Source organism: Pseudomonas sp. B1(2018) (genome assembly GCF_003097365.1).
GTDB classification, from domain to species: domain Bacteria; phylum Pseudomonadota; class Gammaproteobacteria; order Pseudomonadales; family Pseudomonadaceae; genus Aquipseudomonas; species Aquipseudomonas laurylsulfatiphila.
Genome location: NZ_PYUK01000003.1, coordinates 1 through 13363 on the forward strand (window position 1 = coordinate 1; position 13363 = coordinate 13363).

Sequence of the window (13363 nt, forward strand, 5' to 3'; positions counted from 1 at the left end):
AGCCGGGCTCGGCGGCGCGTCCGTTCTTCGGCGTGGTGCCGGCCCTGGTGGACAACCTGGGCAACATCATCGAAGGCGAGGCCGAGGGCAACCTGGTGATTCTCGATTCGTGGCCGGGCCAGGCGCGTACGCTGTTTGGCGACCACGACCGTTTCGTCGACACCTACTTCAAGACCTTCCGCGGCATGTACTTCACCGGTGACGGCGCCCGTCGCGATGCCGATGGTTACTACTGGATCACCGGGCGCGTGGACGACGTGCTCAACGTGTCCGGCCACCGCATGGGCACCGCCGAGATCGAAAGCGCGATGGTCGCGCACCCGAAAGTCGCCGAAGCGGCGGTGGTCGGTGTACCGCACGACATCAAGGGACAGGGCATTTATGTCTATGTCACCCTGAAAAACGGCGAGGAGCCGAACGAGCAACTGCGTCTGGAACTGAAAAACTGGGTGCGCAAGGAGATCGGGCCGATTGCCTCGCCGGATGTGATCCAGTGGGCGCCGGGGCTGCCGAAGACCCGTTCGGGCAAGATCATGCGGCGGATTCTGCGCAAGATTGCGACCGCTGAATATGATGGGTTGGGGGATATTTCCACCTTGGCGGATCCGAGTGTGGTGCAGCATTTGATTGATACGCACAAGACGATGAATGTGGCGTAAGCGGCTTCTGAGTCACTGAAGCCCCACCTGGCGTTGCGCCGGGTGGGGCTTTTTTATTCTCTGGTTTTTGTGTTGGGCGGGCTGGCCTCATCGCGAGCAAGCTCGCTCCCACAGGTTTTTGCGGTGTGGCTCAGGTCGTGTGTACACCACGAATCCCTGTGGGAGCGAGCTTGCTCGCGATAGCGGTTTGGCAGGCGCTACAGCAATATCTACCAATAAATATCGGCTTCCTCTGTCGGCGTTTTCCTACTGTTACCCGAGATCTTACAGGTTACTGAATGTGTAACCGCATCGCGCCAATGCGGGGCATTGGGAAACGCCCAGCCCCATAGCAGGGGTTAAAAACCACGGATAAAAAATAAGACTCCACGCTGCGCTTGCCGGATTAGAAGGGTTTGCCAATAATAGGCCCGCAATTTGCAATATAGATCGGTTCCATATCTTTTGCTCTTGCATGATTTTGCAGGGCTGTCAACGCGCTAAAGCGACTTTCTCGGTGCTTCTGTAATTAGTTGTCGCATTGAAGAAATATCGGCCTCGGGCCTGTCGTTAGAATGCCGATCACTCGCTCGTCGTTGCTCGTGTTGAATTTAAACACCGGCTTCCCAGGACGCAGCACTGCTTTCTGGTTCCACTCATTCGCATATTGGGCTGTTGCTCACTCTGCCGTTTTTGCCCTTTACCGATGGAGTCCCAAGATGAAGAAACTCGTGCTGCTTGGCGCCCTGGCACTGTCCGTGCTGTCGCTGCCATCCTTCGCCGATGAAAAGCCTCTGAAAATTGGTATCGAAGCGGCTTACCCTCCGTTCGCTTCCAAAGCACCGGACGGCAGCATCGTTGGTTTCGACTACGACATCGGCAACGCTTTGTGCGAAGAGATGAAGGTCAAGTGCGTGTGGGTCGAGCAAGAGTTCGACGGCCTGATCCCGGCACTGAAAGTGCGCAAGATCGACGCGATCCTGTCGTCCATGTCGATCACTGAAGATCGCAAGAAGTCCGTGGACTTCACCAACAAGTACTACAACACCCCGGCTCGCCTGGTCATGAAGGCCGGCACCCAGGTCAGCGACGGCCTGACCGAGCTCAAGGGCAAGAACATCGGCGTGCAGCGTGGTTCGATCCACGAGCGTTTCGCCCGCGAAGTCCTGGCCCCGCTGGGTGCCGAGATCAAGCCTTACGGCTCGCAGAACGAAATTTACCTCGACGTGGCCGCCGGCCGCCTCGACGGCACCGTGGCAGACGCTACGCTTCTGGATGACGGTTTCCTGAAAACCGACGCCGGTAAAGGTTTCGCCTTCGTCGGCCCTGCGTTCACCGACGTCAAGTACTTCGGCGACGGCGTAGGCATCGCGGTGCGCAAGGGCGACAAGGCCGAGCTGGACAAGCTCAACGCCGCCATCGCCGCCATTCGCGAGAACGGCAAGTACAAGCAAATCCAGGACAAATACTTCGCCTTCGATATCTACGGCAAGTAACACGCCCCGGCGACAAGTCCGAAATGGCGCAAGCAGCAGGATCTCTGAGGTTTGCGCCATTTTTTCATCCCAACTTTCGAGGACCTGAATCATGTTGAAAGGCTACGGGGCTGTCATCCTCGATGGCGCTTGGCTGACGCTTCAGCTCGCCTTGTCGTCCATGGCCCTGGCCATCGTTCTGGGCCTGATCGGCGTGGCACTGCGTCTGTCGCCGGTGCGCTGGCTGGCCTGGCTGGGCGACCTGTATTCCACGGTGATCCGCGGTATTCCCGACCTGGTGCTGATCCTGCTGATTTTCTACGGCGGCCAGGACCTGCTCAATCGCGTCGCACCGCTGCTTGGTTTTGACGAGTACATCGACCTGAATCCGTTGGCTGCCGGTATCGGCACCCTGGGCTTCATCTTCGGTGCGTACCTGTCGGAAACCTTCCGTGGCGCGTTCATGGCGATCCCCAAAGGTCAGGCCGAAGCCGGCATGGCGTACGGCATGAGCAGTTTGCAGGTGTTCTTCCGGGTGTTGGTACCGCAGATGATTCGCCTGGCGATTCCGGGTTTCACCAACAACTGGCTGGTTCTGACCAAGGCCACCGCGCTGATTTCGGTGGTGGGTCTGCAGGACATGATGTTCAAGGCCAAGCAGGCGGCCGATGCCACCCGCGAGCCTTTCACCTTCTTCCTCGCAGTGGCGGCGATGTACCTGGTGATCACCAGTGTGTCGTTGCTGGCATTGCGTCACCTTGAGAAGCGCTACTCGGTAGGCGTAAGGGCGGCTGATCTATGATCTTCGACTACAACGTCATTTGGGAGGCCTTGCCGCTGTACTTCGGCGGCCTGGTGACCACCCTCAAACTGCTCGCGATGTCGCTGTTCTTCGGCTTGCTGTGCGCATTGCCACTGGGCCTGATGCGCGTCTCGAAGAACTCGGTGGTCAACATGTCCGCCTGGCTCTACACCTACGTGATCCGCGGCACACCGATGCTGGTGCAGCTGTTTTTGATCTACTACGGTCTGGCGCAGTTCGAAGCGGTGCGTGAGAGCTTCCTCTGGCCGTGGCTGTCCAGCGCAACGTTCTGTGCGTGCCTGGCATTCGCGATCAACACCAGCGCCTACACCGCCGAGATCATCGCCGGCAGCCTGCGCGCCACGCCGAACGGCGAGATCGAAGCGGCCAAGGCCATGGGCATGTCGCGCTTCAAAATGTACAAACGCATCCTGCTGCCGTCGGCCCTGCGCCGGGCGCTGCCGCAGTACAGCAACGAAGTGATCATGATGCTGCAGACCACCAGTCTGGCGTCCATCGTGACCCTGATCGACATCACCGGTGCCGCGCGCACGGTCAACGCCCAGTTCTACCTGCCGTTCGAGGCCTACATCACCGCCGGCGTGTTTTACCTGTGCCTGACCTTCATCCTGGTGAAGCTGTTCAAGATGGCCGAGCGCCGCTGGCTGGGCTACCTGGCCCCGCGGAAGCACTGATATGGAACGCATCGATCATGCTTTGCCGTGGAGCCACCTGGGCAGCGAACGCCATATTTCAGTGTTCCGCTTCGGTAATGGCGAGCGCAAGGCTTATATCCAGGCCAGCCTGCATGCCGATGAGCTGCCGGGCATGCGCACGGCGTTCGAGCTGAAAAAGCGTCTGGCCGAACTCGAAGCCCAGGGCTTGCTCAATGGTGTGGTCGAACTGGTGCCGGTGGCTAATCCACTGGGTCTGGGTCAACTGCTTCAGGGCAATCATCAAGGGCGTTTCGAGGCGGGCAGCGGCAAGAACTTCAACCGCGATTTCGTCGAGTTGAGCGCACCTGTGGCGGCTGCCTTGGCAGAAAGCCTGGGTGACGATCCGCACGCCAACATTCGCCTGATCCGTCAGGCGATGGTCGATCATCTGGCCGCTTTGCCAGAGGCGAGCAGCCAGTTGCAGGGCATGCAGCGCGTTCTGCTCAGCCACGCCTGCACTGCCGATGTGGTGCTGGATCTGCATTGCGATGCGGAAGCGGCGCTGCACATGTACGCCTTGCCGCAGCACTGGCCGCAGTGGCGTTCGCTGGCTGCGCACCTGAACGTGCGGGTCGGTTTGCTGGCGGAAGATTCCGGCGGCAGTTCGTTCGACGAAGCCTGCTCGTTGCCGTGGTTGCGCCTGTCGCGTCTGTTCCCGGAGGCGCAAATTCCGCTGGCCTGCCTGGCGACTACCATTGAATTGGGTGGTCAGGCCGACACCGGGCGCGCCGAAGCAGAGGCTTATGCCGAAGGCATTCTGGCGTTCCTCGCCGAGCAAGGCCTGATTGGCGGTGAATGGCCAAAAGCTGCGCAAGAGCCTTGCGAGGGCCTGCCGTTCGAAGGCACTGAGTTGTTGTTCGCGCCACACCCCGGTGTGGTGAGTTTCCTGCGTAAGCCCGGCGAGTGGGTTGAAGCGGGCGACGAGATTTTTGAAGTGATCGATCCGTTGGCGGATCGGGTCAGCACGGTGTGTGCTGGTACGTCCGGGGTGCTGTTTGCCATTGAACGGCTGCGTTATGCCCAACCCGGTTTCTGGCTGGCCAAGGTGGCGGGGCGCGAAGCGCTGCGTCACGGGCGCTTGCTCAACGACTGACTGACTGTTTTTGTGAGAACCGACCGCATGTACAAACTTGAAGTCCAAGACCTGCATAAACGCTATGGCAGTCACGAAGTGCTCAAGGGCGTGTCCCTGAAAGCGGCAGCCGGCGATGTGATCAGCATCATCGGCTCCAGTGGCTCCGGCAAAAGTACCTTCCTGCGCTGCATCAACCTGCTGGAGCAGCCGCACGCGGGCAAGATCCTGCTCAACAACGAAGAGTTGAAGCTGGTGGCGAACAAGGACGGCGCGTTGAAAGCCGCCGACCCGAAACAGCTGCAACGCATGCGTTCGCGCCTGTCGATGGTGTTCCAGCATTTCAACCTGTGGTCGCACATGACCGCACTGGAAAACATCATGGAAGCGCCGGTGCACGTGCTCGGCGTGTCCAAGGCCGAAGCTCGGGAAAAAGCCGAGCACTACCTGAACAAGGTCGGCGTGGCCCATCGCAAAGACGCTTACCCGGGCCACATGTCCGGCGGCGAGCAGCAGCGCGTGGCGATTGCCCGTGCACTGGCGATGGAACCTGAGGTAATGCTGTTCGACGAACCGACCTCGGCCCTCGACCCGGAGCTGGTTGGCGACGTGTTGAAAGTCATGCAGGCCCTGGCCCAGGAAGGCCGGACCATGGTGGTGGTGACCCACGAAATGGGCTTCGCCCGTGAAGTGTCGAACCAGTTGGTGTTCCTGCACAAAGGTGTGGTCGAAGAAAGCGGCAACCCGCGCGAAGTGCTGGTCAATCCGCAATCCGAGCGTCTGCAGCAATTCCTGTCCGGCAGCTTGAAGTAATCAGGACTGCCGTTGTGCACCTGAATAGTGCATGCTTCGCCGTTTAGAGGCCAGCCCCGACCCCGTGTGTAGGAGCTGTCGAGTGAAACGAGGCTGCGATCTTTTGATCTTGTTTTTTTAAGATCAAAAGATCGCAGCCTTCGGCAGCTCCTACAGGGTGGGGTGGCAGGCGGCTCCTGTGTTTGATCTCGGTTGGTTTCGAGATTTGCGTTCATTTACGGGCTAGCATTGGCCCATGCCTTCATCTCTGTTCTTCGCTTCGGATTGCCCACCATGACTGCCCATCGAATTGGTTTCCTGATTTGGCCCAGCACTAAAGCACTGACGCTTGCGCTGGCTGAGGAGGCCTTGCGTGTTGCCCAGCGTGTGCATCCGGACGTGGTTTACGAGCTGTCGTTCCTGCAGGCCGAAGCCATTACAGACGCCGCGGCCGACAGTGCCTGGCAATTGCCAGGTGAGGCATGGACCGGCAAGTTGGAAAACTTCCAGAAACTGTTCCTGCTCGCTGACGAGCCGCCAACCGCACTGGCGCCGGCGCTCAGCAGTGCGCTCAAACAGCTGGTGCGTTCCGGTTGCGTGATCGGCGGCCTGTCGGCCGGTGTGTACCCCTTGGCGCAACTGGGTTTGCTCGATGGCTATCGCGCGGCCGTGCATTGGCGCTGGCAGGACGATTTCGCCGAGCGCTTTCCGAAGGTCATCGCCACCAGCCACCTGTTCGACTGGGATCGCGATCGCCTGACCGCGTGCGGCGGCATGTCGGTGCTCGACTTGTTGCTGGCCGTGTTGGCCCGCGACCATGGTGCGGAGCTGGCGGGTGCGGTCTCCGAAGAACTGGTGGTCGAGCGCATCCGCGAGGGTGGCGAGCGCCAGCGTATCCCGTTGCAGAACCGTCTCGGTTCCAGCCATCCGAAGCTCACGCAAGCCGTGTTGCTGATGGAAGCCAACATCGAAGAACCGTTGACCACCGACGAAATCGCCCAGCATGTGTGCGTGTCCCGTCGGCAGCTGGAGCGGATCTTCAAGCAATACCTCAACCGTGTGCCGAGCCAGTACTACCTGGAGCTGCGCCTGAACAAGGCCCGGCAGATGTTAATGCAAACCAGCAAGTCGATCATCCAGATCGGCCTGTCCTGTGGCTTCTCCTCGGGGCCGCACTTCTCCAGCGCCTATCGCAACTTCTTCGGTGCCACGCCGCGGGAAGATCGCAACCAGCGGCGCAGCAGCAGCCCGTTCGAATTGTCATCGGTGCCGCCGGAACGCGGTTAGCCGGTACTCAGTCTTCAATGTCGGTGTCGGGCGCCTCATCCTCAGGCACCGGCATGTCGGCTATTTCGTCGATACCCAGATCATTCTCGGTTGCGCGAAAGTACGCGGCGATGCGTTGCAAGCTTTGCGCATTGAACGGGTTGCCGCTGAAGTCAAAGCTTTCTCCGACACCCGGGTCCACCTCCATGAGTTCGGGCGGCATCTCGGTAATGGCGTTGAAGCTCAGGTCGACGTCGGTCCAGGTCGTGATGCTCAGCACGCCCTTGGGGATTTCAGTGATGCCCGTATGGCTCAAGTCCAGTGAGGATATTTCTGTCATATGGCTAAGGTCAGGGCTTGGGCCGAGTGGATTGTCCCGCAGGCTCAAGTGGTCAAGGTGCTCCATGCCCGCCAGGGCCTCTAGGGTTTCCTGAGTCAGCGTAATGCCACACTCCGACAAGCTCAGCACCGACAACTTGCCCATTCTGAAGATGGCTTCGGGAAGGTTGCCCAGTTGGTATCCCCGAATGGTCAGGGTGTCCAGGTTGGCAAAACTGTCCAGGAACCGGCCAAGTCTTGGTGCAATGCCATGGGCGGTCGTCAGGTACATTTCGGGCACATGACTGAAGTCGGCTGACAGCGTCGGCAGGTCACCCATGATTGCCAGGTGTGAGACGAATCCGTACTCACCCACGGCAATGTTTTCGATGGGGATCTGGCGCCAGCAGCGTTCCAGGTTTTGCTTGAATTCGTCTCTTTTGACGTGCTCGGCAAACATCTCGTCGGCCGTCAGCGGGGCGCCAGTAACGGAATGGGTGTCGGGCACATCAGCCGTCCACCGGCTCAGCTCGGTACCGAGTCGGGCGAGTTCGAGTTCGCGACGGGTCAGGTCGGCTCGACCCTCTGCGAGGGTGCCGGGTAAGCGATAGACGAAGTCGCTGGCCTCTTCGTTGTCCAGGCTTGGGTAGAGGGCTTTGACGCGATCGATATCGACCTGTTCGGCATGGACTCCAAAGTCCTGTTCGGTTCGCTGATAGTGACGTTTGATGTGTTCCCGGGTGGTCGGGGACAGAGGGTTGTTGCCAAAATCAAATCCCTCGGTGATGTTGCCGGGCAGATCGAAGAGGGTGGTGGGCAATTCGGTGATCTGGTTGTCATTCAAAATGGCGGTTCGAATGCTCGGGTGATTCACCAGACCCTCGGGAATGCGGGTAATTCCAGTACCGGAAAGATCGACGTAGTTCAGCTTTGGCATGTTTGCCAGGGAAGGGCACTCACCGAGCGGGTTTTTATACAGGTCGAGCGCAGTCAATTGGGTCAGGGCAGACAGGGTGGCGCGACTCTGCTCTGTGAGGGTCACGGCGCAGTCGCTGAGGATGAGTGCGTCGAGTTGGGGCCATTGGGCAATGGCGTCCGGCAACTGCCCCAGTTCGAAGTTGCGTAGCGCCAGTCGGTTGAGGCTGGAAAACCCCTTCAAAAAATCATTCACGCCCTGGGTGGCACGATGACCTTCAAGCGTCACGCTGCGCACCTGAGGGAAATCGACGCTCAATTTTGGCAGCTCGCCAACAACCGGCTGGGAAAACTCAAAGGAAACCGGTACGCCATGGGCGCTGTCGTAGGTGGCCTGACGCCGCCAGCCGTCGAGCAAACTGGCTGTCATTTGTCGACGCGCAAGCCGTTGACTGGCGAGCTGCTCGATGCTCAAGCGGGTTTGCGTACCCGGAACATGCTGTGGGATCTCTTCGCGCCAGGCGCTCAATTGCTCAAACAATTGCGCGTGTTGATAGAACAGGCGCTGGAGTTCTGCGCGCGGTCCGCCGGGGTTGCCTTGCAATCGTGCGGCAAAGGCTTGCAGTTCCTCTGGGCTCAGATGGGGAAACAGCCGATAGATATGGCTTTGTAATGAAGGGGTATTGACCGGCATCCGGTGATAACCATCGCCCCCGCCCAGCAAGCGCATCACCGCCGGATCGTAGGCGGGCTTGAGGTTCGGCCGTTGCGCCAACAGCGCACGCAATGCTTCACGAGTGAGCGCGTGGGTGCGAATCAGCTGCTTGAGCCTTTCGCCCTCACCGATGTTGATGTTCAGGGCGATTCGCTCGCTGTCGGGCAGTGCCTGTAACAGGCTGGAATAGAGGGAGTCGGTGCCACTGAGTTGTTCGCCGGCGTCGTCGTAGGCCTGATAACCCCCTTCATCGGTCAGCACCAGCACCTTGCGCACGTGCGAATCCAGCTCGCCAATGCTGTCGATAAGCGGTCCATTGTGGGTGTATTGGCGGATTTCCAGGCGCAGTTGTCCCGACCAGCCAGGCACGTGTTCCAGGGTGTGTAGCGTCAGGCGATCGGTATCGAGATGGTTGCGCGTCGAGTACAGCTCGAGCCCCTCATAAGCGCGAGTGACGCGCACTTGCAGGCCGGCCTCCTGTGCCAGTTCCGTGAGGCGTTTGGACAATCTTCCACGCTCCAGTTGCTCGCGTTCCGTGGCACTGGCGCTGTCGAGCAGTGCTTCGGCGAGGCTGGTTGGCAAACCGGGTTCGCTGTCGATAATGCGCTGGACCAAGGGGCGCGCACCTTGTTCGATTTTGCGGTAGCGCTGGCTGAAGAGGGTTTCCCGCTTGGCTATGGCAAGCGTTGCCAGGTGGCGGCGCACTGAGCGTGCGTCGGTGTTGTCGAGGTGTTGCAGCAGGGGGGTGATCAGGTCGCCATCGTCCAGTTGCGCCAGGTCGATCTGCACCACGACCTGGTTGCCCGCGCCGCGCTCCCAGAGGGTTTCACCAGTTGCATCGATCAGTCGCAGCCCCTTGTCCGCTGGCCAGTCACCGTAGTCGCAGAGCAGTTCCAGTTGCATCAGCGGATCAGCCTTCAGGTAATCGTCCGCACGATCGCTGCCGATTTGATCAATGAAGATCTGCAGGTCCTGATCAATCATGAAGCGTTTGAGGGTGTCGGCCAGCAGCGGCGGTAGTTGTTCGGCCTCGACATGCATCTTGCGCAAGGCGTTTTCGTGACAGCCGCTGATGCTGAGGATGCGCTCGCGTTCGCTCGCGGAAAAACGCTGCATGTCCGGACCGATACGTCGCAGCAGGGTGGCCTGGTCCCAGGTCTGTGGCTGCTCGAGTTCGGTGTGCCAGGCGCCTTTTCCGTTGTGCCTGAGGGTGGGTTGGTAAGCTTCGGGACGCGTGGGGTGCTGGATGCGATGGCGCCCTGTCAGCGGATCTTCGGATACGGCGTAACGGCTGTTGTCCAGTGTCAGCAGGGTTTTGCCTTGATGGGCGTGCAGCCCCATCGAGTCAGGTTTTGCGTCGTTGGGGATCGCGACGGTTTGTTCGTAAGGCGTCAGGTCGGGCTTCCAGTAGCGGTTTTCGCCATTGGGGCGTTTCACGGCGTTGAAGCGGTCGATGAATTGCACGACTTCCCGGGGCAGGACCGCGCGAAACTCGCTGACGGCGATCATGCCACCTGCCGCGAAAGTGCCCAGTTGCACTGCAGATTCAACCATCCCCATGAAATGCTCGAAGGCTTCGTTGGTCAGGCCTTCAGCCCAGTCGACAACAGCTTCGAAGGTGTCATCCAGCAGCTGATAGGCCGTGTAAGCCAGCATCAGCTCGCCCAGGAACGGGACGAACGGCAACGCGATGAAGGCTGCGATGTTCAGCAGCGCCGAGGCGATTTCCGTGAAGGAGTCCCATAACGCCCATCGGGCCTTGCGGTCGACCGTGGCCGTCGACACTGCGATCACGCGCGCGTCATTGAGGATCTTGTCGAGTTTGCGTTGATAGAGATGAACCCACAGGTCGCCTCTGATCGGCGTTGCTGCCATTTGCAGGTCGGGACGCTGGTTGGGGGCTTCTCTCCAGGTCGGCCGTGGATCGCCGGGTGGGACCGGTTGCCAGGTGATGGGGTCGAGACGATTGTTCAGCTCGGCGAAGAAGTAACCGCGGTCTTCATGATTGATGAATCGACTGAAAAACTGTTGATAGTCGGGCGCCCGCAGGCGCTGGCTCAGCTCCTCGGCGAATGCCGCCGATGAGGGGTATTGCTTGATGGGATGTTCGGGGTCGTCAGGAATGTAGGCCACTACCCGGACCGTTTCGCGGGCGCGCTCCAGTTCCGGGGCGAACAGCACGATGCCGGTCAGGCGGGCATTCATGATCGTCAGGTCATGGCATCGCCAGGATTGGCCGTGTGCACCGGAGAGCAGGCGAAGGAGCGGCTGATGAACGTCGCCGGTCAGCAGGTTTTGCATCTGCGCCATCTGCAGGGCGGCGGTCAGGGTGGTTTTTTGGCTTTCGCGAATTTTCGGTTGCAGGATCGCCGCAGCCACCGGGTTGCTGATGCCAAGGTTGTCTTCCAGGTACCTTTTATAGCGCTCACCAATGTCGAGTTCGCGGCACAGTTGGGTGAACGCTGTGATGGGCATCTTCGCCAGAATCTGTGGCAGGGTGCTGAAGTGCCCGGTGGAAGAGGGCGCGGTGATGTAGGTCGAGGCGGATTCAAAGGCGTCGGCTTCGGTTTCGGCGCTTTCGAAGTTGTGCAGCGCGGCGTCCAGCAAGGACACGGTCCAGGTGCGCGCGGCTCCGGACTTCAGGCGCAACCAGGGGATGTGCGCGGGAATGTAAAGGCGCAGAAAGATTTTACTGACGTCCGCTTCCAGGCCGAATCGTGTCTTGAGTGCGCCCTTGAGCATGGGTTCGGCGAAGGCTGCGGGGTCCAGCAGATTCGCCAGGGCCTGATCGACCCGGTTCTGGCTTGTCGTCTGCCGGGTAATGAGTCGACCGAGTTCGGCGTGCTGATCTTTGGATGCATCCCTGATGGAGGTGGGCAACACTGGCTTGATGTTGCGCAGCGCTTCACGCCTTCGTGGCGTGGTTTGGCGAAGCCAGGGTGGAATGACGTTCATCAGATGCTGGTAATGCGCGTCGGGCCTGAAAGTCTCAGGGATGTCGGGATTTTCGGTATTCATGGAGGCAGGTCCACCCTTGCGGTTGATAGACCGTCAGGAAAACCCGTAATCGAAGACGACGCGCGGTACATATCTACCGCATTCACGGAATCGGCATGGGTTACGACACAGCGACCTGCCGCAAACGTCCGCCGCCAGTTAAACTGCGCCTTTGCGACCCTATATGTCGCATTGCCGTAAACCCGGGAAAATCCGGGGTTTGCGCTATAAGAAGTTGTCGCTTGGCGGCAAGGCCGGGCTGAAAACTGTCCTTACAATCCCCCCATCGCTCGCCAGTTTCAGGCGAGTGTTTTCTCTTCAGGAGACTCCGATGTCCGTTGAGCACGCTGCGGTACAACGCGCCGATTTCGATCAGGTAATGGTTCCCAACTATGCGCCTGCCGCATTCATTCCTGTGCGTGGCGCCGGTTCCCGCGTCTGGGACCAGTCCGGTCGCGAGCTGATCGACTTCGCCGGCGGGATTGCCGTTAACGTATTGGGCCACGCGCATCCGGCGCTGGTCGGTGCCTTGACCGAGCAGGCGAACAAGCTGTGGCACGTGTCCAACGTGTTCACCAATGAGCCGGCCCTGCGCCTGGCCCACAAGCTGGTCGACGCCACCTTTGCCGACCGCGCCTTCTTCTGCAACTCCGGCGCCGAAGCCAACGAGGCCGCCTTCAAGCTGGCCCGTCGTGTCGGTTTCGACCGTTTCGGCAGCGAGAAATACGAGATCATCGCCGCGCTCAACAGCTTCCACGGCCGTACCCTGTTCACCGTGAACGTCGGTGGCCAGTCGAAGTACTCCGATGGCTTCGGTCCGAAGATCACCGGCATCACCCATGTGCCGTACAACGATCTGGCCGCGCTGAAAGCCGCCATTTCCGACAAAACTTGCGCTGTGGTGCTGGAGCCGATCCAGGGCGAAAGCGGTGTCATCCCGGCTGAACTCGAATACCTGCAAGGTGCCCGCGAACTGTGCACCGCGCACAACGCATTGCTGATCTTCGACGAAGTGCAAACCGGCATGGGCCGCACTGGCCACCTGTTCGCCTACCAGCATTACGGCGTGACTCCGGACATCCTGACCAGCGCCAAGAGCCTGGGCGGTGGTTTCCCGATCGCTGCCATGTTGACCACCGAAGACCTGGCCAAGCACCTGGTCGTCGGCACCCACGGCACCACCTACGGCGGCAACCCGCTGGCGTGTGCGGTCGCGGAAGCCGTGATCGATGTGATCAACACCCCTGAGGTGCTGGCCGGCGTCAAGGCCAAGCACGACAAGTTCAAGGCGCGCCTTGAGCAGATCGGCGAAAAATACGGCCTGTTCACCAAGGTCCGTGGCATGGGCCTGTTGATCGGCTGCGTGTTGAGCGATGCGTGGAAAGGCAAGGCCAAGGACATCTTCAACGCCGCTGAAAAAGAAGGCCTGATGGTTCTGCAAGCCGGCCCGGACGTGGTGCGTTTCGCGCCAAGCCTGGTGGTGGAAGACGCCGATATCGATGCCGGCCTGGACCGCTTCGAACGTGCCGCGGCAAAACTGACGCAAGCCTGATAGACCCTTCGACGCCTGACCGTTCAAGCGTCGAACCCAATTTTGATGCCGGGCACGATCAAATGTGGGAGCGGGCTTGCTCGCGAAAGCGGTGTATCAGTCAAC

8 protein-coding genes and 1 pseudogene are annotated in these 13363 nt (G+C 60.0%); 8 read left to right on the top strand and 1 reads right to left on the bottom strand.

The annotated features are described in order from the left end of the window. The 7 genes and pseudogenes from C9422_RS05075 to argR form a co-directional block, all read left to right on the top strand. Window positions 1-659 (top strand): annotated as a pseudogene (locus C9422_RS05075) (AMP-binding protein); the annotation flags it as partial. Between the two features lie 698 nt (window positions 660-1357). Continuing rightward, entirely contained in the window at window positions 1358-2134 is a 777-nt protein-coding gene (locus tag C9422_RS05080; protein ID WP_007971007.1) for an ABC transporter substrate-binding protein, read from the top strand. 91 nt (window positions 2135-2225) lie between these two features. Further along, window positions 2226-2915 (top strand): ABC transporter permease, encoded by a 690-nt coding sequence (locus C9422_RS05085; RefSeq protein ID WP_007971008.1) that lies wholly within the window; start codon window positions 2226-2228, stop codon window positions 2913-2915. Next, entirely contained in the window at window positions 2912-3610 is a 699-nt protein-coding gene (locus C9422_RS05090) for an ABC transporter permease (protein WP_116579897.1), read from the top strand. The genes C9422_RS05085 and C9422_RS05090 overlap by 4 nt, the downstream gene beginning before the upstream one ends. A gap of 1 nt (window position 3611) precedes the next feature. Continuing rightward, the gene (locus C9422_RS05095; protein WP_116579898.1) at window positions 3612-4724 is read left to right on the top strand and encodes a M14 family metallopeptidase; all 1113 of its coding nucleotides are present in this window, start codon (window positions 3612-3614) and stop codon (window positions 4722-4724) included. 27 nt (window positions 4725-4751) lie between these two features. Further along, window positions 4752-5516 (top strand): ABC transporter ATP-binding protein, encoded by a 765-nt coding sequence (locus tag C9422_RS05100; RefSeq protein ID WP_007971015.1) that lies wholly within the window; start codon window positions 4752-4754, stop codon window positions 5514-5516. Window positions 5517-5789: 273 nt separating this feature from the next. Beyond that, the gene (gene argR / locus C9422_RS05105) at window positions 5790-6782 is read left to right on the top strand and encodes a transcriptional regulator ArgR (protein WP_007971017.1); all 993 of its coding nucleotides are present in this window, start codon (window positions 5790-5792) and stop codon (window positions 6780-6782) included. A gap of 7 nt (window positions 6783-6789) precedes the next feature. On the opposite strand, the gene C9422_RS05110 is transcribed toward argR, so the two are convergent. Further along, window positions 6790-11727 carry a dermonecrotic toxin domain-containing protein gene (locus C9422_RS05110; RefSeq protein ID WP_116579899.1) on the bottom strand — a complete coding sequence of 1646 codons (4938 nt, stop codon included), beginning with the start codon at window positions 11725-11727 and terminating at the stop codon, window positions 6790-6792. A gap of 310 nt (window positions 11728-12037) precedes the next feature. Between C9422_RS05110 and C9422_RS05115 the strand changes: the two genes are divergently transcribed. After that, a complete protein-coding gene (locus C9422_RS05115) occupies window positions 12038-13258 on the top strand; it encodes an aspartate aminotransferase family protein (RefSeq protein WP_007971021.1) in 1221 nt (406 codons plus the stop codon). Window positions 13259-13363: the final 105 nt, after the last annotated feature.

What these genes read in the sequence shown, in the direction of transcription:
- C9422_RS05100 (WP_007971015.1), top strand. Translation starts at nt 4,752, where the DNA reads ATGTACAAACTTGAAGTCCAAGACCTGCATAAACGCTATGGCAGTCAC.
- C9422_RS05115 (WP_007971021.1), top strand. Translation starts at nt 12,038, where the DNA reads ATGTCCGTTGAGCACGCTGCGGTACAACGCGCCGATTTCGATCAGGTA.
- C9422_RS05085 (WP_007971008.1), top strand. Translation starts at nt 2,226, where the DNA reads ATGTTGAAAGGCTACGGGGCTGTCATCCTCGATGGCGCTTGGCTGACG.
- C9422_RS05095 (WP_116579898.1), top strand. Translation starts at nt 3,612, where the DNA reads ATGGAACGCATCGATCATGCTTTGCCGTGGAGCCACCTGGGCAGCGAA.
- C9422_RS05080 (WP_007971007.1), top strand. Translation starts at nt 1,358, where the DNA reads ATGAAGAAACTCGTGCTGCTTGGCGCCCTGGCACTGTCCGTGCTGTCG.
- argR (WP_007971017.1), top strand. Translation starts at nt 5,790, where the DNA reads ATGACTGCCCATCGAATTGGTTTCCTGATTTGGCCCAGCACTAAAGCA.
- C9422_RS05110 (WP_116579899.1), bottom strand. Translation starts at nt 11,727, where the DNA reads ATGAATACCGAAAATCCCGACATCCCTGAGACTTTCAGGCCCGACGCG.
- C9422_RS05090 (WP_116579897.1), top strand. Translation starts at nt 2,912, where the DNA reads ATGATCTTCGACTACAACGTCATTTGGGAGGCCTTGCCGCTGTACTTC.